The organism is Streptomyces sp. SKN60, from assembly GCF_026236535.1.
Taxonomy (GTDB): domain Bacteria; phylum Actinomycetota; class Actinomycetes; order Streptomycetales; family Streptomycetaceae; genus Streptomyces.
The window spans coordinates 239472-260142 of sequence record NZ_JAHTMW010000006.1 but is presented as its reverse complement, the minus strand read 5'-3'; the positions used below and the strand labels follow the sequence as shown (position 1 = coordinate 260142).

The 20671-nt window shown below is 75.2% G+C and carries 13 protein-coding genes; 5 read left to right on the top strand and 8 right to left on the bottom strand.

The features are described 5' to 3' along the window. The first annotated feature begins 107 nt into the window (after nucleotides 1–107). On the top strand, nucleotides 108–1469 hold the full coding sequence (locus tag KV205_RS12785) for an MFS transporter (protein WP_265864331.1): 1362 nt from the start codon (nucleotides 108–110) through the stop codon (nucleotides 1467–1469). Nucleotides 1470–1526: 57 nt separating this feature from the next. Here the strand turns inward: KV205_RS12785 and KV205_RS12780 are convergent, their stop codons facing one another. Next, the gene (locus KV205_RS12780) at nucleotides 1527–3275 is read right to left on the bottom strand and encodes a VanW family protein (protein WP_265864330.1); all 1749 of its coding nucleotides are present in this window, start codon (nucleotides 3273–3275) and stop codon (nucleotides 1527–1529) included. 213 nt (nucleotides 3276–3488) lie between these two features. Between KV205_RS12780 and KV205_RS36135 the strand changes: the two genes are divergently transcribed. From KV205_RS36135 to KV205_RS12760, 4 genes are all read left to right on the top strand, one after another. Continuing rightward, nucleotides 3489–4271, top strand: a complete 783-nt coding sequence (locus KV205_RS36135) for an IclR family transcriptional regulator (protein WP_265864329.1) — start codon at nucleotides 3489–3491, stop codon at nucleotides 4269–4271. Nucleotides 4272–4316: 45 nt separating this feature from the next. Further along, entirely contained in the window at nucleotides 4317–4637 is a 321-nt protein-coding gene (locus KV205_RS12770; protein ID WP_265864328.1) for a putative quinol monooxygenase, read from the top strand. 136 nt (nucleotides 4638–4773) lie between these two features. Then, entirely contained in the window at nucleotides 4774–9315 is a 4542-nt protein-coding gene (locus tag KV205_RS12765) for an aminotransferase class I/II-fold pyridoxal phosphate-dependent enzyme (protein ID WP_265864327.1), read from the top strand. Then, nucleotides 9312–10067, top strand: a complete 756-nt coding sequence (locus KV205_RS12760) for a class I SAM-dependent methyltransferase (RefSeq protein WP_265864326.1) — start codon at nucleotides 9312–9314, stop codon at nucleotides 10065–10067. The genes KV205_RS12765 and KV205_RS12760 overlap by 4 nt, the downstream gene beginning before the upstream one ends. On the opposite strand, the gene KV205_RS12755 is transcribed toward KV205_RS12760, so the two are convergent. From KV205_RS12755 to KV205_RS12725, 7 genes are read right to left on the bottom strand one after another with little or no spacing between them, the layout of a single operon-like run. Next, complete coding sequence (locus tag KV205_RS12755; RefSeq protein WP_265864325.1) at nucleotides 10042–11328, bottom strand: beta-galactosidase; 1287 nt, start codon at nucleotides 11326–11328, stop codon at nucleotides 10042–10044. The genes KV205_RS12760 and KV205_RS12755 overlap by 26 nt on opposite strands. Further along, complete coding sequence (locus KV205_RS12750) at nucleotides 11325–12428, bottom strand: glycosyltransferase family 4 protein (protein ID WP_265864324.1); 1104 nt, start codon at nucleotides 12426–12428, stop codon at nucleotides 11325–11327. Before KV205_RS12750 ends, KV205_RS12755 begins: the two co-directional genes overlap by 4 nt. Beyond that, nucleotides 12425–13999, bottom strand: coding sequence for a glycosyltransferase family 39 protein (locus tag KV205_RS12745; RefSeq protein WP_265864323.1), 1575 nt, complete (start codon nucleotides 13997–13999; stop codon nucleotides 12425–12427). Before KV205_RS12745 ends, KV205_RS12750 begins: the two co-directional genes overlap by 4 nt. Next, complete coding sequence (locus KV205_RS12740) at nucleotides 13996–14907, bottom strand: PIG-L deacetylase family protein (protein WP_265864322.1); 912 nt, start codon at nucleotides 14905–14907, stop codon at nucleotides 13996–13998. The genes KV205_RS12745 and KV205_RS12740 overlap by 4 nt, the downstream gene beginning before the upstream one ends. After that, on the bottom strand, nucleotides 14889–16757 hold the full coding sequence (locus KV205_RS12735; RefSeq protein WP_265864321.1) for a glycosyltransferase: 1869 nt from the start codon (nucleotides 16755–16757) through the stop codon (nucleotides 14889–14891). Before KV205_RS12735 ends, KV205_RS12740 begins: the two co-directional genes overlap by 19 nt. Next, the gene (locus KV205_RS12730; protein WP_265864320.1) at nucleotides 16754–19171 is read right to left on the bottom strand and encodes a lipopolysaccharide biosynthesis protein; all 2418 of its coding nucleotides are present in this window, start codon (nucleotides 19169–19171) and stop codon (nucleotides 16754–16756) included. Before KV205_RS12730 ends, KV205_RS12735 begins: the two co-directional genes overlap by 4 nt. Further along, nucleotides 19168–20670 (bottom strand): glycosyltransferase family 4 protein, encoded by a 1503-nt coding sequence (locus KV205_RS12725; RefSeq protein ID WP_265864319.1) that lies wholly within the window; start codon nucleotides 20668–20670, stop codon nucleotides 19168–19170. The genes KV205_RS12730 and KV205_RS12725 overlap by 4 nt, the downstream gene beginning before the upstream one ends. Nucleotide 20671 lies beyond the last annotated feature (1 nt).

Sequence of the window (20671 nt, the reverse complement as noted above, 5' to 3'; positions counted from 1 at the left end):
GACCGTGTCGGAACTATGGTGTCCCACCACATACGCGGGTGACCTGGCCGTTTCTACGGTGTGGCGACACGAACACGTCCCCGTCACCCCGCTCGGAAGTGGTGCACATGGCCGCCGCAACACACGCTCCCACGCCCCCCGGCTCCCTCAAGCGCATCGTCGCCGCCAGCCTGATCGGCACGACCATCGAGTGGTACGACTTCTTCCTCTACGGGTCGGCCGCCGCCCTGGTCTTCAACAAGCTCTTCTTCCCCGAGTCCGATCCGCTGGTCGGGACGCTGCTCTCGTTCCTGACGTACGCGGTCGGGTTCGCCGCGCGGCCGCTCGGGGCGCTGGTGTTCGGGCACTACGGGGACCGGCTCGGGCGGAAGAAGCTGCTGGTGCTCAGCCTGCTGATGATGGGCGGGGCGACGTTCGCGATCGGTCTGCTGCCGACCCACGCGACCGTGGGGTCCGCCGCGCCCGTGCTGCTCACCGTGCTGCGGCTCGTCCAGGGGTTCGCGCTCGGCGGGGAGTGGGGCGGGGCGGTGCTGCTCGTGTCCGAGCACGGGGACGCGAAGCGGCGCGGGTTCTGGGCCTCCTGGCCGCAGACCGGGGCGCCGGCCGGGCAGCTGCTCGCGACCGGGGTGCTGTCCGCGCTCACCGCGCTGCTGTCGGACGCCGCCTTCACCTCGTGGGGCTGGCGGGTGCCGTTCCTGCTGTCCGGGGTGCTCGTGGTCGTCGGCCTGTGGATCCGGCTCTCCGTCGACGAGTCGCCCGTCTTCAAGGCCGCGCTCGCCGCCGCCGAGGAGCGCAAGGCCGCCGCCGCGCAGGCCGAGAAGACGCCGCTGGTCGCCGTCCTCAGGCACCACTGGCGCGATGTGCTGATCGCCATGGGCGCCCGGATGGCCGAGAACATCAGCTACTACGTCATCACCGCCTTCATCCTCGTCTACGCCACCACCCAGGTCGGCCTCTCCAAGCAGACCGCCCTGAACGCCGTCCTCATCGGCTCCGCGATCCACTTCGCGGTGATCCCGCTCTGGGGCGCGCTCTCCGACCGCGTCGGGCGCCGGCCGGTGTACCTCGTCGGGGCCGTCGGCGTCGGCCTGTGGATGTTCCCCTTCTTCGCCCTCATCGACCAGGACTCCTTCGGCACCCTGCTGCTCGCCGTGACCGTCGGCCTGATCCTGCACGGCGCCATGTACGCCCCGCAGGCGGCCTTCTTCGCCGAGATGTTCGCGACCCGGATGCGCTACTCCGGCGCCTCCATCGGCGCCCAGTTCTCCTCGGTCGCCGCCGGCGCCCCCGCCCCGCTCATCGCCGTCGCCCTGCTCGACGACTACGACAGCTCGACCCCGATCGCCCTCTATGTGATCGCCGCCGCGCTCCTCACCGTCGTCGCGGTCGCCTGCGCCCGCGAGACCCGGCACCGCGACCTCGCCTACGTCACCGACGAGGCGCCCGCCGCCGTACGCGTCGACGCCTGACGGGCGGCAGACGCGGAAGGGCCCCACTCCGGAGAGTGGGGCCCTTCCCTCGTCGTCCTACTCGCAGGTCACCTTGTCCCGCGGTGTGTAGTGGGTATGGAAGGTCTCGCGCTTGACCTCCGTGCCGCCGTTCTTGAAGACCCGGTCGACATTGATGTCGAAGCCCTCCAGCGGCTCCTGCACCTCGCACTTGTCCGCGAGCCTGCCCTTGCGCTCGCCGGGCGGCGTGAGGTTCTCGCGCGGGCCCGCGACCGCCTCGACCGAGTCGTACTTCTTCGTGCCGAGGAAGCTCACCGTCACCGACGAGTCCGTCGAGCTCGCCTGGATGTAGATCGGGTGGCCGGAGTCGTTGCGGAAGCGCAGGTCCAGGGTGCCCCAGGCCACCGTCGCCTCCCGGCCGGCCGGGTAGCGCTCGATGTAGAAGGAGTGCGCGCCGTGCTCGATCGGGTGCACACCGGCGAAGAACAGCGCGTTGTAGACCGTGGTGGCGACCGCCGAGACACCGCCGCCGGGGGCCTTCTGGTACTGGCCGTCCATGATCATCGTGCCGTCGACGAAGCCGTTGGCCTCGGTGCGCTCGCCGACCGTGCGGTTGAAGCTCCACACCTCGCCGGGCTGGACGACGGAGCCGTTGATCAGCTCGACCGCCCGGCCGATGTTGGTCGTGCGGTACGGCGCGGTCGGGAAGTTCACGGTGAACGTCGACATCTGCTCGGTGATCCCGAGCCGCGCCAGCGAGTCCGCCGACACCTTCGGCTCGGTCACGGTGGTGGCGACCGCGGCGGTACGGGCCGCGGCGCCCTCCTTGGCGAGCAGCGGGCGTACGGCGCGGCCGAGGGCGTCCGGGGAGATCTGGCGGCCCGGGCGGCCGTCCTGCTCCACCACGACCTTGCCGTCCCGCACACCGAGCCGCCCCTCGACCGGGCCGCCGGTGAAGTCGTGCAGCGGGCGCGCCACGTCCGGGTCCCGCAGCAGGGACTTCGCGTCCAGGGCCGCGGAGAGCCTGCCGCCCCGGGCCGTCACGTCCAGGTGATCCCCGAGGGTCGTGGCCGCGATCGACAGGCGCTTGTCGTCCGCGGTGAGGGTGACCGGGCCGGACATGGCCGGGTCCGCGAACTCCTTCACGAAGCGGGACACCTCGGCGGCGCCCACCTTCGGCTGCGTGACCGTGACCGGGAGCACCACGGGCGCCGCGGCGCCGCCGCCGGCCCCGGGGTAGGCGGCGCGCAGCGCCTCGACGGCCTTGTCGGTGTCGAGGGCGCGCCCGTCCCGGGCCTGGGTGACGACCGGCTTGCCGGCCTTGAAGGACACGGCGCCCTCGCGGACGGTGCGGTCCTGCTCCTTCGCGGTGGCGGCGAGCGCGGCCCTGGCCTTCGTACCGTCGAAGCGGACCACCGGGTCGACGTCCCGGCTGCCGGAGGAGAAGAGCCGGCCGATCACGGTGACGGGGTCACGGGCCGGGTCGGCCGCGCGGTCCGCGGTGGCGGCCACGTCGACGGTGAGGCCGGCCTCGGCCGGGTCGACGGTGGTCGTGGTGTCGCCGACGGCGACCTTCACCGGGTCCTTCCAGGCGGCGGGGGCGGCGTCGGTGAGACGGGCGGCGGCCTCGGCGCGGCTGAGGCCGCCGATGTCGATCCCGTCGACCCGCGTGCCCTCGGAGATGTCGTCCCCGGTGACGGCGAGCCCCGCCACGTACAGTCCGCCGGCGACGGCCGCGACCACGCCGGTCGCGATCGCCGCCTTGCGTATGTGGCCGCGGCGCCCGTGCGGGGCCGCGGCGGTGTGGTCGGTCGTGGAGCGGCGCACACACCCTCCCGGTGCGGTGAGAACGTCAGGGGAGTCCCCCGGCGGGCGGCCGGAAGGCCGGGAGGAACGGGTCGGCCGGCATGGGCCGTGGCCGTGCGTCCTCCGCTCGGGGGTACCCGTCGACGGTACGCCCAATCGGGGTAAAAGATCCATAGTGTCCCTTTTGTTACTGCGGTGACGCTCCTCTCATTCCTCGGGAACTAAGGTGGATCGGTGCCCACGTCTCCGATCGGTCCCCAGTCCGTCGAGCGCGCCCTCGCCCTCCTCGACGCCGTCGCGGACGCCGACCGGCCCGTCGGCGCCAAGACGCTGGCCCGGACCCTCGGCTGCGCCCTGTCGACCGTCTACCACCTCACCGGTCCGCTGATCGCCCGCGGCCATCTGGCCCGCACCCCCGAGGGGTACGTCCCCGGCCCCCGCGTCCCGGCCCTGCACCGCGCCTACCAGCGGCACCACGGACTCGGCGAGCTCGGCGGCCCGGTCGCCGAACTCCTCGGGCAGCTGCGCCGCACCGCCGGCGCCGAGGCCTACTTCACCGCCTACCGCGACGGCCGGATCACCGTCGTCGACACCACCGCGCCGGTCACCGACACCGCCCACCCCTTCGCCCCCGGCCCGGAGCCCCGCGCCCACGCCACCGCGCACGGCAAGGCGCTGCTCGCCGAGCTGCCCCGGGCCGCCCGCCGCCGCTACCTCGACGCCCACGGCATGGCCCGGTTCACCGACCGGACGATCACCAGCCCCGAGCGCTTCGAGGCCGAACTCGCCCGGGTGCGCGACCGGGGCTTCGCCGTCTCGGTCGGCGAGGCGGACCCCGCGTACACCTGCCTCGCCACCGCCCTGCCGCCGCTGCCCGGCGGCGACGGGGTGGTGCGCGCGCTCTCCGTGTCCCTGCCCACCGCCGACTTCCGCCACCGGCACGGCGAGCTGCGCGCCGCCCTCGCCCGCGCCGTACCCCTCTTCACGGCGAGCTTTCCGACCCTGCCGGAATCCTGAGCGGCACGAGTGGCCGGGCCGGCGGCCGCCCCGCACCATGAGCGCATGATCTTCATCGCCGTACGTTTCACCGTCCGCCCCGAGCACGCCGACGGCTGGCTCGACCGCGTCGCCGACTTCACCCGCGCCACCCGCGAGGAGCCCGGCAACCTCTTCTTCGACTGGTCGCGCAGCGTCGACGACCCCCACCGCTTCGTCCTCCTGGAGGCCTTCGCCGACGCCGAGGCCGGCGCCGCGCACGTCGCCTCCGAGCACTTCAGGGCCGGACTCGCCACCATGGGCGAGGCCGTCGCCGCCACCCCCGAGATCATCAACGTCGAGGTGCCGCAGCAGGGCTGGGGCGCGATGGCCGAACTCGCCCGCTGACCCGGCGGCCGGCCGACCCGACGGCCCGCTGACCCGGCGGCCCGTCCCGCGGACCGGCCCGTCCTGCGGGTGCGGCGCCCCGCCGCACCCGCAAGACTGGACTGATACGACCTCCCGCCGGATCGGGGCGTCCGCCATGCCGTTGCGACAGCTGTCCGGGCCACTGCGCCGCTGGACCACGCTGTACGTGCTGTTCGTCGCCGGCGTGACCGTCGGCTATCTGCAGTTCCCGTCCCGGCACACCGTGCTGTGGGCCCTCATCGGACTCAGCGGCGTCGCCGCCATCCTCACCGGCATCCACCTGCACAAGCCCGCCCGCCGCTGGCCCTGGCTGGTGCTCGCCGCCGCCAACTTCACCTTCGTCAGCGGCGACACCGCGTACAACGTCCTCGAAGGCTTCTTCCACCAGAACCGGCCCTTCCCCTCGATCGCCGACGCCTTCTACCTCGTCACCTACCCGCTGTTCGCGATCGGCCTCTACGGCTTCATCCGGCGCCGCGCCGCCGGCCGCGACCTCGCCGTCGCCCTCGACGCGCTGATCCTGACCTCCGGCCTCGCCCTGCTGTCCTGGGTCAACCTGATCACCCCGCTGGCCACCACCCCCGACATGACGTGGATCGAGCGCGCGATCTCCATCGCCTATCCGCTCGGCGACGTCCTGATGCTCGCGATGCTGGCCCGGCTGCTCGTCCCCGGCGGCCTGCGCTCCCGCAGCGTGCAGCTGCTCACCCTCGGCACCTGCGGCATCCTCTTCTCCGACGTCGCCTACGGCATCCAGCAGATGAACGGCACCTGGCAGGTCGGCACCCCGTGGGACCTCGGCTGGGTGGTCTTCTTCACCGCCTGGGGCCTGGCCGCCCTGCACCCGTCGATGACCGGCCTCACCGAACTCGCCCCCGAACCCGCGCCCGGGATCGCCCAGCGGCGCCTGGCGCTGCTCGCCGTCGCCTCCCTCATCGCCCCCGGACTGCTGCTCTTCCAGTCGCTGAGCAGCGACCCCGACCGGGACATCGCCGTCATCGCGATCTTCTCCGCCGTGATGTTCCTGCTCGTCCTCGTCCGGCTGTGGGGCATGATGGCCGAACACCGCAGGGCCGAGGCCCGCGAGCGCAGCCTCCGGGTCGCCGCCGCCTCCCTGGTCGCCGCGCTCAGCCCGCGCGAGGTCGCCGCCGCCGTCGAGACCGCCGCCACCACGCTCTTCGGGCCCGCCACCCCGCACTCGACCATGCTGCTCGCCCGCGACCGGCGCGGCCGGCTGATCGCCGTGCCCACCGGCCGGCGCCCCTGGAGCGTCCAGACCGCGGAGCTCGCCGGACCCGGCGGCCCGTCCTGGCCGGACCTCCTCGCCGAGGGCAGCCGGCTGCTGCCGGCCGAACGCCTCGCCCCCGCGCTCGTCACCGCCGTCGCCCCCGAGTCCCACGCCCTGCTGTGCCCGCTCGCCCTCCAGGCCCCGGCCGCCGGCGAACGGCTGCTCGGCGCGCTGCTGCTCGCCGGCACCGAGCGGAAGCTGATCGAGATCGCCGGACCCGCCCAGTCCCTCGCCTCGCAGGCCGCGCTCGCCCTGGAGCGCTTCGGACTGAGCGAGGAGGTCAGCCGGCGCACCAGCGAGGCCTACTTCCGCACCCTGGTGCACAACACCTCGGACGTCATCCTGATCGTCGACGACGACGACACCGTCCGCTACGCCAGCCCGTCCGCGGAGAACATGTTCGGCCACGCCCTGCTCCCCGGCACCCCGCTCACCGAACTCCTCGCCCCCGGCGACGCCGCCAGCGCCCTGCGGATCCTCGCCGACGTGCGCACCCGCGGCCACCAGGACGCCCGCGACGACTGGAAGCTGCTGCACGGCGGCGCCGCCGACCTGGAGGTCGAGGTCCGGTGCAGCAACCTGCGCGCCGAACAGACCGTCCACGGCCTGGTGCTGACCCTCCGCGACGTCACCGAGCAGCGCAAACTGGAACGCGAGCTCACCCACCGGGCCTTCCACGACTCGCTCACCGGACTGCCCAACCGGGTGCTGCTGCTCGAACGCATCGAGCGGGCCCTGCTGCGCGGCCGCCGCGAGTCCACCCTCACCTGCATGCTCTTCGTCGACCTCGACGACTTCAAGGTCGTCAACGACACCATGGGCCACTCCGTCGGCGACGAACTCCTCGTCGCCGTCGCCCGCCGGCTCACCGCCGTGCTGCGGCTCACCGACACCGCCGCCCGGCTCGGCGGCGACGAGTTCGCCGTGCTCATCGAGGGCGCCCGCGACCCGGGCGACGCCGACGCGCTCGCCGCCGAGATCGTGCACACCCTCAGCCAGCCCTTCCACCTCACCGACGGCGCCGTGTCCGTCTCCACCAGCGTCGGCGTCGCCACCGTCCTCGACAGCGCGCACGCCGAGGAACTCCTCGGCCACGCCGACCTCGCGCTGTACGCGGCGAAGGCCGCCGGGAAGAAGCGGTGGCGGCGCTTCCGGCCCGAGCTGCACTCGCGGCTCGTCGCCCGCCACGAACTCCAGGCGGGCATGGACACCGCCATCGCCGACCATGCCTTCGCCCTGCGCTACCAGCCCATCGTGCAGGTCGCCGACACCACCCTGGCCGGCTTCGAGGCGCTGATCCGCTGGCCGCACGCCCGCCGCGGCATGGTCCCGCCCGACCAGTTCATCACCCTCGCCGAGGAGAGCGGCCACATCATGCCGCTCGGCGCCTGGGTGCTCGACCACGCCGCCCGCGAGATCTCCCGCTGGCAGCGCGCCCACCCGCGCACCCCGCCGCTGCGCGCCAGCGTCAACGTCTCCGCCCGCCAGTTCCGCGACCCCGGCCTGCTCGACGTCGTCCGGCGCACCCTGCGCTCCTCCGGGCTCGCCCCCGGCTCCCTGGTCCTGGAGCTCACCGAGTCGGTCCTGATGCACGGCGACGTGCAGATCGGCACCACCATGCGGGCCCTGAAGGACCTCGGGGTGTCCATCGCCATCGACGACTTCGGCACCGGATTCTCCTCGCTCAGCTATCTGCGCGAGTTCCCCATCGACCTGCTCAAGGTCGACAAGACCTTCATCGACGACATCACCACCGACCGGCAGCAGGTCGCCCTCGTCGAGGGCATCGTCCGCATCGCCGAGGTCCTCGGCCTGCAGGTGGTCGCCGAGGGCATCGAGAACGAGGACCAGCGCGCCCTGCTCGCCGACATGGGCTGCCGCTACGGCCAGGGCTTCCTCTTCGCCCGCCCCCTGACCGCCCACCAGGCCGAGGCCTTCCTGCACCGCGCCGCCCCCGCCCCGCCCGCCCGCACCGCCCGCACGGTGCGGGCCGCGCGGGCCGCCCGGGACGCCCGTACCGCGAAGGGCACCGGCACCGGCACGACGACCCCGGCCGCCTCGCCCCGGGCCGCCTCCGCCCAGGACGCCTCCGCCCGGGCCGCCCGGCTCGACCTGCGCTGGCGCGACCTGGAACGCCTGAAGCGGATCAGCCCCATGTGCGACGCCGTCATCGACGCCGTCGACGGACGCCGGCTGCGGGTCGGCGACCACTGGCTGGTCGACTTCGCCTCCTGCAACTACCTCGGCTTCGACCTCGACCCAGAGATCATGGCCGCCATCGACCCCCAGGTCCGCGCCTGGGGCACCCACCCCAGCTGGTCCCGGCTGATCGGCAGCCCCCGCCTCTACCCGCGCATCGAGGAACGCCTCACCGCACTCCTCGGCGCCCCCGACACCCTCCTCCTGCCGACCATCACCCTCATCCACCAGTCGGTCATCCCGCTGCTCGCCGCCGGCGGCGAGGTCTTCGTCGAGGCCACCGCCCACCGCACCATCTACGACGGCTGCGTCGTCGCCCGCGCCCAGGGCGCCCGGCTGCACCGCTTCCGCTCCGACCGGCCCTGGGAACTCGACACCCTGCTGCGCGAGACACCCGCCGGCGGCAACCGCCTGGTCTGCATGGACGGCGTCAACAGCATGACCGGCAACTACCCCGACCTGCGCGGCGTCGCCCGGATCTGCCGCCGGCACGGCGCCCTGCTGTACGTGGACGACGCGCACGGCTTCGGCGTCATCGGCGAACGCGGACCGGGCGAGACCAGCCCCTACGGCTCGCGCGGCAACAGCCTGGTCCGGCACCTCGGCGAGAGCTACGACGGCCTCGTCCTGGTCGGCGGCTTCTCCAAGGCGTACTCCTCGCTGCTCGCCTTCCTCGCCGTGCCGCGCCGCCTCAAGGACCACCTCAAGGTGGCCGCCGCCCCCTACCTGTACTCCGGCCCGTCCCCGACCGCCTCCCTCGCCACCGCCCTGGCCGGGCTCGACGTCAACGAGCGGCGCGGCGACGCCATCCGGGCCGATCTGCACCGCAAGACCGCCCGGGTCCTCGACCATGTGCGCGGCCTCGGCATCGCCACCCCCAACACCGACGGACTGCCCATCGTCGAGATCCCGCTCGGCGACTCCGCCGACCTGGAGGCCGTCGCCCGCTATCTGTGGGACCGGGGCATCTACGTCACCCTCGCCAGCTATCCGCTCGTGCCCCGCGACCGGGTCGGCTTCCGGCTCCAGATCACCGCCGCCAACACCGACGAGGAGATCGAGCAGCTCAACGACACCCTCACCGGCGTGTCCCAGCGCTTCGCCCTCCAGCGGCAGGTCCCCGCCCGCCCCGGCGCCGTCCCGGCCGGCCGGCCCCCGGAGGCCCGGTGACCGCCCGGGACACCGCCGCCGTACGCCGCAACCGGGACGCGGACTGGGACGCCTGGCCGGTCGACGCCTACCTGGCCGAGAACTACCGCCAGGTCCACCCCTGCGACCGGGGCGTCATCCACCACCACTCCGCCTTCTACCGGCGGTTCGCGCCCGGCACCCTGGCCCGCACCCTCGAACTCGGCGCCGGACCCAACCTCTACCCGCTGATGCTCGCCGCCGCCGCCAGCCGCCGCATCGACGCCCTCGAACCCGGCGCCGCGAGCCTCGCCTACCTGCGTCGCCAGCTGACCCAGGGCCCCGAGGACAGCTGGGAGTCCTTCTACGCCCTCGCCCGCGCCCTCGACCCGGCGCTGCCCGCCACGCTCGCCGAGGCCCTGACCCGCGTCCACCCCGTCCACGGCGACGCCGCCGGCCTCCCCGACGGACGGTACGACGCCGCGTCCATGAACTTCGTCGCCGAGAGCGTCACCGAGGACCGCGCCGAGTTCACCGCCCTGTGCGACATCTTCGTCCGCGCCGTCCGCCCCGGCGGCCGCCTGGTCGCCGCCTTCATGGAACGCATGCCGAGCTACCGCATCGGCAGCGGCCCCGTCTGGCCCGCCTGCCCCATCGACGCGACCGCGCTGCGCGCCGTGTTCGCCCCGCGCACCACCGCCCTGCGGATCTCCCGGCTCGCCAAGGACCGCACCCTGCCCGAGTACGGCGAAACCGGCATCCTGCTCCTCACCGCCGCGCGGCCCGCTGCCTGACAAGGGCCGCGTACTCCGCGAGCGACGAACCCGGCGTCCCGTCGTACAGATTGTGGTCGAAGGCCCACATCAGATCACCGAGCCGGCACGAGTCGAACTGCCCGGCCGCCCGCGCCATCACATCGGGCCCGTACGCCGCCACCTGCTGCCCCGCGCTCTCCCCGTCGATCCGCTCGAAGCCCTCGGCCCGCGCCACCGCCACCACATAGCGGGTCGACGACCAGGACCGCAGCGTCGCGTCGGAGGCCGAGCCCACCCGGCCCGGATCGCCCGCCCGGCAGCCGTTGTCCACCGGCCGGCCCGTGCCGTCCACCAGGGCCGTGGTCACCACCCGCACCCGCGCGCCGTGGTCGAGCAGCCCGAGGGTACGGAAGAAGCCGACGCCCCGCCCCACCAGCCGGATCGCCCGCGTGCCGTCCAGATGCGCGGCGACCGCGGCCGCGTAGTCCGACGGATAGAAACCCGCCCCCGGGACGAGGACCTTCACCGGCCCGTGGTGTCCGAGGCCGGCGAGCAGCGCGATCTCCCAGTTCACCGCGTCGGCCAGGGAGTTCAGATACCAGTCGTACCAGCGGGCCACCTGGTCCTCGGTGAACGGCGCACCCCGGTACGTGCGCTCCCCGGGCCGCCAGCCGGGATACGGGCTCGCCGCCTGGGCGTGCCGGTCGTAGGCCCAGAACTCGCCGGTGTCCCGCCCGTCCGACAGCGCCCGCGGATAGGCGAACTCGCCGTTCTCGTCGATCCCGAGCCGGACCGCCCACACCCGGTCGAGCCCGATCCGCTCCCGCACCTGTGCCACGTACGCGGTGACCTCGCCGCGCACCGGGTCGCTGAACACCACATTGGGGACGGCCGTGCTGCGCTCGCCGAACTGGTTCACCCACACCGACTCCGGATAGGCGCTCGCCAGCCACTCCGGCGGATGGTTGAGCCCGAGCCCCGCCTCCACCTTCATGCCCGCGTCCAGGAAGGCTTGCAGCCGCTCCCGCACCTGCCGCGCGTACCCCTCGTCGTACACCCCCCGCTCCGGCTCGAACCGGCTCCAGTCCACCTGCAGATGCGCGATCCGCAGCCCCTGCGCGTACTCCTCGGCCGCCCGCTCCGGCGCCGTCTGCAGCGTCCCGAACAGATGCGGGCCGGTGGCCGGTTCGTCCCGGCGCAGCGTGCCGAAGGCCGCCGCCACCAGCGAGACCAGCGCCACCACCGAGGCCAGAGCGAGCAGCACGGGCCGCCGCACCCAGGGCCCGCGCACCCGGGTCACGACAGCAGTTCCCGGTACAGCGCCGCGTAGTGGGCGGCGAACCCCTCGGGGCCGAACTGCTCCTCCACCGCCGCCCGGCCCCGCTCCGCGAGCACGTCCCAGGACCGCGGCTGGTCGAGCAGCCACACCAGCTGCTGACCGGTGCGCCGGGCGTCGCCCGCCGGGGCCCGGAGCACCGCGTTGCCGAAGTCGGCGAACTGCGGCAGATCGCTGAGGATCACCGGCCGCCCGGTGGCGAGCGCCTGCAGCACCGTCAGCGGGATGTCCGCCTTCCCGCCGATCGACTCCGGCGGGAACAGCAGCACATGCGACGCGGCGATCAGACCCGGCATGTCGTCCACATAGCCCCGCACCTCGACGTCCCGGAGCCCCGCCGCCCCGGCCCGCTCGCGCAGCGCCTCCTCCAGGGCGTGCAGGTCCTGCCCGGGCCGCCCGCGCATCGCCAGGACCAGCCGGAACGCGGCGCCCGCCCGGGCCGCCTCCGCCGCCGCGTCGACGGCGAGCTCCGCGCCGCCCGCCGGGTCGTGGTGCCCGGCGAACAGCACGACCGGCAGCCCGGCGGGCCGGGGCCGCGACGGCCAGTGCTCCAGCGGGATCATCGGCGGGATCACCCGCACGTCCCCGAAGTCCGCGGCCCGCAGCCGCCGCGCCATCGACTCCGACAGGGCGACCGTGGTGCCGAGCGGCCGGGTACGGGCGAGCAGCCGGGGGTCCATCACGCCCGGCACCGTGTGCACCACCGGCCGGGCCCCGAGCAGCAGCGGCCGCAGCCACGAGAACGCCGGGAAGGTCCGGCCGATCGTCAGGAAGGCGTGCACCAGATCGCAGCGCCGCGCCTGTACCGCCCCGGCGAGCGCCGACTGCGCCCGCTCGGGCACGTGCGGCACACCGTCCCGGGACAGGATCCGCACCGCGTGCCCGCCGTGCGCGGCCGGCGGCGGCCGGCCGCGCCGGTGCGGCCACTGGGCGAACCAGGTGAACTCCACGTCCGGCAGCGCCCCGAGCACGTCCGAGGCGAGCCGCACGTCGGCCCCGTCCGCCCCGTCCAGCGGGCTGCTGGTCAGGAGGAGGACGCGCGGGCGGCGCGGGCTGGTGCTCATCGCCGCCCACCCGGCACCGGCCCCGGCGGCGGCAGCTCGTACAGCGCGAGCGTGCCGTAGGTGTGGCCGTCGACGGTGAACAGCAGCCGGGCGTCCCGGGTCAGCCGGTGCACCTCGGCCGGGGTGGACCGGCCGTAGCCCTGGTCGATCACCTTCCACGGGACGATCGCGTACCGGGCCTGGTGCACGGCCCGTTCACCGGGCGACATCCAGTTCCCGAGCCGGTAGGCGTCCTCGAAGGTCCAGTAGGTGACGCCCCGGGTGCGGGCGCCGTCGACCGTGACGATCCCGCTGCCGGCCGGGACGTGCGTGCGCAGATACGCGTCGAGCTTCACGAAGCCGTCGTCGGGCGTGCCGCGGTCCCGCCCGTACACCACGGCCGGCATCGCGAGCACCGCCACGAGCCCGGCGACCACGGCGCCGCGCAGCGCGGGCCGGCGGCGCGGCACCGGCACGGTCACCGCGAGCGCCACCAGGTTCGGCACGAACAGCAGGTACAGCGCCTGCTCCTCCAGCGTGCCGATGGCGAGCGCGTACGCCAGGGTGAGGATCGCCGAGGCGTGGAACAGCAGGAGCAGGCGGTACACCGGCTCGCGGCGGCGCAGCAGCAGGAACAGCGCCACCGGCGTCAGGAGCAGCAGCAGATACGTGGTCGCGTAGCCGGGGAGCTCGGCGGCGAGCCGGCCCGTGAGCGAGGGCGTGCCCGGCGCGTTGAAGCCGGTCTCCTGCACGAAGCCGAGCAGCCGCCGCAGCCCGTACGTCTTCGCGTCCCAGAACGCCGCGCCGTGCCCGAAGCCCGCCACCAGGGCCACATAGATCCCGTACGGGACGACCGAGGCGGCGAGCGCGGTCGCCGTCAGCCGGCGCGGCATGCCCCAGCCCAGGGCGAGCGCCGCGAGCAGCGGAAGCACCGTGATCAGCGCCGAGTGGTCCTTCGTCAGGACCGCGAGGCCGAGCAGCAGCCCGCCGAGCAGCGCCCGGGCGCGGGCCCGCGGCGGCGGATCGGCCCGGCACAGCGGCACCAGGACCAGGAAGCCCGCGAGCACCCACACCATCGTCTCCGTCTCCAGGAGCACCCGGTTGTTCTGCCGGATGCAGAACTGGTCCAGGGCGAACAGGAGTCCGGCGACCAGACCGGCCGGGCGCGAACGGACCCGCGCCACCAGCGCCACCAGAAGCGCCGCCGTCACACCGGCGAGCAGCGCGTTCATGACCCGCAGCGAGTGCACCTCGGCGATCACGTCCTGGTGCGTGCCGAACAGCTTCATCCAGCCCGCCTCCAGATAGAAGAAGCCGGGCGGATGGAGGAAGAACAGGCCCTCGGAGGTGCCGGGGAAACCGCCCTGGGCGGCGCCGCGCCCCAGCTCCTGATAGATCACCTCGTCCACGAACAGATCGCCGGCCCGGCCGACGTTCACCAGGCGCAGCACCACCGTCAGGACCGCCGCGCCGAGCGCGTACACCGCCGTCGGCACCGGACGGAGCCGGCGGTGCGGCGCGGGCCCGGGCGGCCCGGACGGCTCGTGCGTCCGGTCGGCCGCCGGCGCGGCGGAGGAACCGGAGAGGGTCATGACACGCCTCCCGACGGACGGTCCGGGGCGCCCAGCACCCCGGCGGGAACCAGATACACCTCGGGGACGCGCGGCACCGTCCCGTCCGGGAACAGCGCCCCCACCTGCGTCCGATAGCCCCGCACCAGCTCGGCCTTGGCGTCGAGCCCGCGCGCGAAGGAGAGCTCCGTCGCGGCGAGCGGCCCGGTGAACGCCGGGTCCGGCGCGGCCCGCAGGTTGTAGGGGAAGTCGCTGTAGTAGACGGCCGGCAGACCGCTCAGCCCGGCCGCCGTGCGCACCAGGACGTGGTCGGCGTGCCCGCCCACGCCCAGCGGCGCGAGCAGCACGCCCTGCCCGGGCGCCAGCAGCTCGCGCACCGTGTCCGTCACCCGGCGCACCGTCTCCGCGTCCCGCGGCGCCACCCGGCCGCGCGCCAGATGCAGCCGGTACGTCGGATACACGTGCCCGACCTCGGGCAGCAGCCGGGCCGCCCGCCGGCGCCACCGCGCCGGCTCCGCGTCCCGGCGGAACAGCCCGTCCACGAACCCCGCGTGGAAGCGGGCCACACCGAGCCGCCCGAGCACCGCCGCGTCCTCGGCGCGCCGCGCCGCGTACAGCTCCTCGGCGTCCACCGCGCCGGTCTGCCGCAGGAACTGGCGGGCCGACAGGGTGTACGGCGGGGGCGCGGCCTCCGTGAACACGGTCATCACCGTCACCGCCGTCCGGTCCGCGAGCCGGCGGAGCAGCGCCCCGCAGGACAGCACGGCGTCGTCGGGATGCGGCGAAAGCACGAGCACCTCACCGGACCCGGCAAGCGCGGTCAGGACGGCGAGCGCGGACGGCCCGGTCCCCGCGGCGGGCGCGGCCGGCACGGGTGCCGGAGCCGGTGCGGTCGGTGCGGTCGGCGGGGTCAGGGGGCGGTCTGCCATGGCACTCTCCGGTCCTTCCGCGGCCGCCGCGCCCCGGCGGGGCCTTCCACGAGGCGGCGGGTCAGCGCCAGATAGCGGCCCGTCATCTCGTCCCAGGTGTAGTGCTGCGCGGCGAGCCCGGCCTGCCGCCCGAGCCGGCGGCGCAGCGCCGGATCCGTCGCCAGCGCCCGCATCCGCTCGCCGAACGCCGTCGTGTCGAACGGCGCCACCGCCACGTCCCCGCCGCCCCGCATCCAGCGCAGCGCCGGCAGGTCGAAGTGCAGCACCGGCTTCCCGTACGACATCCCCTCCAGGGCCACCAGGCCGAAGGTCTCGTGCCGCGAGGGCAGCACCACGAACGCGCTGTCCCGCAGCAGCCGCCGCTTCAGCTCCTCGTCGGCGTACCCCACGAGCCGCACCCCGAGATCCCGCCCCGCGAGCAGCTGCCCGAGCCGGCGCTCCTCGGCCGCGGTGCCGCCGCCCGCGAGCACCAGCTCCATCGGCGGCCGGGCCGACTCGTACGCGTCGAGCAGCAGGTCGAGCCCCTTGGTCCAGGTGTCGATCCGCCCCAGGAAGAGGATCGAGTCGCCGCTGCCGAGCCGGGCGTCGTCGAGCTGCCGCGGCTCCACCCCGTTGGCGATCACCTGCACGTCGGCGCGCGGAGAGAGCCGCCGCACCGCCGAGGCGTCCGACTCGTTCATCGCCACGATGTGCCGGTAGCAGCGCAGCCCGACCCGCTCCACCAGGAAGAACGGCAGGTGGTAGCGGCGCCACAGGGCCTCGGCGCTGCGCCCCTGGTCGATGCCGACCACCGGCGCGCGCGACACGAGCGGCAGGAAGCTCGTCGAGAACGGCGGGGTGAAGGACTCCAGCCACACGTCGTGCGGGATCCGGCGCGCCACGAACGGCAGCAGCCCGAGGAACAGCAGCTGCCCGGCGCGCGGACCGGCCCGGCGCACCGGCAGCCGCACATAGCGGACGCCGTGACGCCGCACGCTGCCCCGGGACCGGCCGGCCGTCACCACCGTGACCTCGTAGTGCTCGGCGAGCCGCCGGGCCAGCTTCTCCACGACCAGCGCGCCGCCGCCCCGGTAGTCGGAGTTCTCCGCGTCGTCGTAGATCGACACCACGACCCGCTCGCGCCGCCGCGGACCGGACGGCCGCGGCGCCGGCCGCACCGCGCCGAGCACCCGCTCCAGGGCCTCGGCCGCGACCTCCGGCGCCGTCCGCTCGCCGTCGATCCCGACCACCCGGGGCAGCCGCGCCGCCCAGTCGCGGTGCCGCGCCCACCAGGCGGCGGGAGAGCCCGTCCGGTGCTCCCAGCCGCGCCCGGCCAGGGTGTCCGGCAGGGTGTCCGGCAGCAGCGTCAGGTCGTAGCGTCCGGCGGTCCGGGCGAACCGCCGGGCGGCGCCCCGGTCCGGCGGCAGGCCGAACTTCACCAGGCCGTCCAGCGGGCCCCGGTCGGTGAGCACGACCACCGGACGGCCCCGCGCCACCGCCGAGACGGCCCGGCGCGCCACCGCGATCCGCAGGTCGAGCTCGCCCGCGTCGAGGTACGCGTGGGCACGGCGGAACCACGATCCCCGGCGCTCGGGACGCGCGGTCCGCCGGGCCCACCCGCCCGCCCCCGTCCCGCCCGGCTCCTCCTCGTCCCTCACCCGTGGGGGAACCGGGAACCTGCGGCACAGCACACAGCCGTAGGCGTGGACGGCCGCCACCGCGAAGCCCCGCTGCCGCAGCTGTCCGGCGAGCGCCCGCACCAGCGACGACTTGCCCGTGTGGTCGGGGCCGGACACCGCGACGAGCAGCGGGGGCCGCGGTCCGGTCTCCCGGCCGGAGTCCGGGGGAGCGCCGTTCACGAACCTGGTCATGGCTCCCGCCTCCGTACGCGCTTGGCGACCACGAGCGGCACCCGCAGCGAGGCCTCCCGGGCCGCGGTCCGCACCCGCCCCCGGCCGAGCAGATGGCCCGAGTGCTCCGCGCCGACCCGCAGCGAGGTCCCCACCGGCAGCGGGAGCGGCAGCGGCACCGGCTCGCCGCGGTCGAGTCGCGCCATCGCGGCCAGCGCCGTCGCGAGCGCCCGGTCGCCGCCCGTCGCCCAGCCCTCCCGGGCCGCCTCCCGGCGGGCCTCGGCGATCACGGCGGGGCTCAGCAGCTCGCGCAGCGCGAGCAGTTCGGACAGATCGAGCGTCAGATTCTGGAAGAGGGCGTGCGCCAGCCAGATCCGCAGCCGGTCGGCGGGACACGGCACCAGCCAGCCGGCCGCCCCGTCGCCGTGCGGTCCGTCGCCGTCCGGTCCGTCGGCCGGGCGGGCCCGCGCGAACAGCCGGTCGGTCGGCACCACCGGGACCCCGAACCACGAGACGGCGGTGTGCAGATGGGCCGCGGGCCCGCTCACCGGATCGAGCAGCACCTTGGTGGACCGCTCCAGCCAGTACGTCTCGCGGCGCACGTACCAGCCCGCGAGGGCCCGCTGCGCCTGCCGCCACCGCCCGGTGGGCACCACCAGGTCGAAGTTGCCGTACACGTAGTCGCCCGACAGGTCCGCCTTGATGAGCACGGCGGGGATGCCGGCGGCCCGCAGCCGGGCGGTCGACTCGGTCAGATTGCGCCGGAAGAGCCCGGTCGCCGCCGCCACCTCGGCCCGGGTGGCGGCGAGCCGCTCCGGGTACGCGCGGGCGAGCACGCCCTCGACCTGGTTGCGCCGGGCCACGGCGAGCGCGCCCAGCAGCTCGGCGTCCGTGGCGGGCGCGGGCCGCCCGCGCCACACCGCGTCCACGAGGAGCCGCAGACAGCGCCGTTCGTCCGGCGGTGGGGTCGGCGGGCGTACGGGGGCGGGCGCGGGTTCACCGGTGGTGGCCGGGAGCGGGTCGTCGCCGGTCGGTTCGCTGCGGCGGCCGAAGAACCACCACAGCGCCGCCCCGGCGACCACGACGGCGGCGCACAGCCAGGCCACCGGCAGCGGCTTCAGCGCCACCAGGCCGCCCGCCACAGCCGCGACCCACAGGGGCCGCACCCCGAGCCGGGCACGCGGGGCGCCGAAGCCGTGGCGCCGGGCCTGGCGCACGGCGAGCAGCAGCAGGGCCGCCAGGGTGCCGCACATGCCGCCGACCGCCATGCCGAGGACGCCGGCCGCCGACCAGCCGGCCGTGAGCCCCGTCACGTACAGCACAAGGCCGGCGAGCAGCGGTCCCAGGCACGCGTAGTCGTTGACCGCCTGGCAGAACGTCACGAGCAGGGCGAGCGCGCCGAGCGCGAGGCCGGTGACGGCCGTCAGCGCGAGCAGCGTGCCGACCTGCGCGTACCCGGCGGGGAAGACCCGGTCCAGGACGGCCTGCGGCACGGTCGCCGCCACCGCGGTCAGCGGCACGGCCACCGTCAGATACATGCGCAGCGCGTCGCCCGCGAGCGGGGTGCCGGCCCGGCGCCGGGACAGCGCGGGCAGAAAGGCGATGGAGACGGCGCCCGCCAGGAAGAGCGGGACCCGGCCGAGCATCACGGCGGCCTGGTAACTCGCCGCCGCCGCACGGTCGGTGGGCAGCACCGCCACCAGGATCACGTCGACGGCCGCCATCAGCGCCACGACACCCTGCAGCGAGGCGACCCCGACGGCCCGCCGCCACAGCGCCCGGTCGGCGGTGGCGGACAGCCAGGGCCGGGCCGTCCGGCCGCCGCGGAACCGGCGCGGCCGGAAGAAGGCGTACGGCAGCACGGCGACGCCGAACGCCGCCAGCGCGCCGGCCGGTCCGAGGTCGAGCACGGCGACGAAGAACAGCCCCACGACCAGCTTCAGGACCGCCTCCGCGGTGGTCAGCAGACCGAGGGTGCGCAGCCGTTCGGTGCCCTGCAGCCAGCCCGCGCTGACCCGGGTCACATAGATGAGGAAGGTCGCGCCGGCGACGACCAGGCTGGTGGTCGCCCCGGCGAACTGCGCGGCCACCCCGCCGACCACCAGTGCGGCGACAAGACCGCCCGCGAACCCGGTGACGATCGCGAACCGCACCGCCTCGCCCCGCTCGGCCTCCGACCGCGCCCGGGCCAGCGCCTGCGCCAGCATCCACGGCACGGTGACCACGGCCACCGCCGCCGTGCACACCACGAGCCCCTGCCCGGCCGCGAACACCGCGTAGGCCGCGACGTTGAGGAGCCGGGTGAGCACCAGCGCGTACACGTAGTTGAGCACCCCGACAAGGACCGCGCCCGTGGCGATCCAGCGCGCCCCGTGCACCGCGGTGACCTCGTCCGGCAGGACGGCGGCGCGACGGGCGAGCGGCTCGGCGGTCATGACCCGTCCTCCGGCGTTCCCCGCCCGCCGCGCTCCGTGAGGCGCCGGGACGGCCCGCCCACCAGGACGTCCCGGCCGCCGGCCAGGGAGACGGTGGCGTCGTGGACGCCGAGGCGGGCGAGGGCGGCGAGGGCCTGGACCTCGTCGCAGCCGTGCAGCAGCACCTGGAAGGCGTCGCCCTCACGGGACCAGGTGTCGGTCTGGCGCAGCGCCTCGGCCGCCACCCGCTCGGTGGCCTCCGCGTCGGGGGCGGTGAACCGGCCCAGGACGGCGAGGTCGTTGGCGCCGCGCCGGGAGCGGCGGTGCCGGTGGACGCGGCGCAGCTCCTCCAGGATCACCTCGGCGAGCCGTTCCGCGCTGGCGTCCCAGGAGAAGGCGGCGGCCCACGCCCGGCAGCGGGCCGCGGCCCGCTGCCGGGCGGCAGGGTCGGCGAGTTCGGCGAGCGCGGCGGCCACGCCGTCCGCCAGGTCGGCCGATGGGTCGAGCAGCCGCCCGTTGACGCCGGGCTGGATCGCGTCGCGCAGACCGGGCACGTCGTAGGCGAGGGCGGGGGTGCCCACCGCGTTCGCCTCGATCACGGTCAGGCCCCAGCCCTCCGCGACCGAGGGCACCACGGTCAGCCACGCCCGGTGGAACAGCTCCGCCCGTCGCGCGTCGCTCACATGCCCGTGGAAGACCACCGCCTGCGCCACCCCGAGCCGCGCCGCCAGTTCGCGCAGCGCGGGCAGTTCGGGACCGTCGCCGCACAGGTCGAGCCGCAGCGCGGGGAACCGGCGCAGCAGCGCGGGCAGCGCCCGCAGCAGCAGGTCCACCCGCTTCTGCGGCACAAGCCGGCTGACCACGGTGAGCGCGGGCGTGGCGCTGCGCACCCCCGGCGGCTCCGCGGACGCTCCGGCGGGCCGTCCGTTGGGCACGATGTGCAGCGGGTTGCCGAAGCCGAGTTCGCGGCGCGCGCCCTCCCGGGTGGAGGGGGAGACCACCACGATTGGCCGGCCCCGGTAGACGCGCCGGCTGACCTGCTTCTCCAGGAGCCGCCCCAGCGCGTTCAGCGGCCAGCGGAAGCGCACGTCGAACTGCTCCTGGTGGACGTGGTGGATGACGCACAGGTCGGCGGTCCAGCGCGGGGTGAAGAGCGGCGAGAAGAACGGGATGCCGTTCTGGAAGTCGACGACGGCGTCGTACGCGTGCCGGTTGCGCAGCAGATGCGCCGCGGCCGCCGCGTACACGCCGAAGGTGCCGCCGGCCCGCACGATCCGCAGCCCGTCGCGGTACTCGCGGGCGGGCGCGCCGGGGTAGCGGGCGGACACGAAGGTGAGGTGCGCGCCGGCCGCCGAGAAGCGGCGGGCGATCTCGTGCGCGTACGCCTCCGCGCCGCCGGCCTCCGGGTGCCACGGGTCGCGCCAGTTGAGGAAGGCGATGTCGAGCAGGGCGATCCGGGCCAGCGCGCCGCCCGCGCGGGGGCGTGCGGTGGGCGCGGGGGCCGGGGCGGCGGCGGTCACG

Bases quoted from the DNA above. Each gene is read 5' to 3' on its own strand.
- KV205_RS12745 (WP_265864323.1), bottom strand. From the start codon at position 13,999: ATGACCCTCTCCGGTTCCTCCGCCGCGCCGGCGGCCGACCGGACGCAC.
- KV205_RS12730 (WP_265864320.1), bottom strand. From the start codon at position 19,171: ATGACCGCCGAGCCGCTCGCCCGTCGCGCCGCCGTCCTGCCGGACGAG.
- KV205_RS12785 (WP_265864331.1), top strand. From the start codon at position 108: ATGGCCGCCGCAACACACGCTCCCACGCCCCCCGGCTCCCTCAAGCGC.
- KV205_RS12750 (WP_265864324.1), bottom strand. From the start codon at position 12,428: ATGAGCACCAGCCCGCGCCGCCCGCGCGTCCTCCTCCTGACCAGCAGC.
- KV205_RS12765 (WP_265864327.1), top strand. From the start codon at position 4,774: ATGCCGTTGCGACAGCTGTCCGGGCCACTGCGCCGCTGGACCACGCTG.
- KV205_RS12735 (WP_265864321.1), bottom strand. From the start codon at position 16,757: ATGACCAGGTTCGTGAACGGCGCTCCCCCGGACTCCGGCCGGGAGACC.
- KV205_RS12740 (WP_265864322.1), bottom strand. From the start codon at position 14,907: ATGGCAGACCGCCCCCTGACCCCGCCGACCGCACCGACCGCACCGGCT.
- KV205_RS12770 (WP_265864328.1), top strand. From the start codon at position 4,317: ATGATCTTCATCGCCGTACGTTTCACCGTCCGCCCCGAGCACGCCGAC.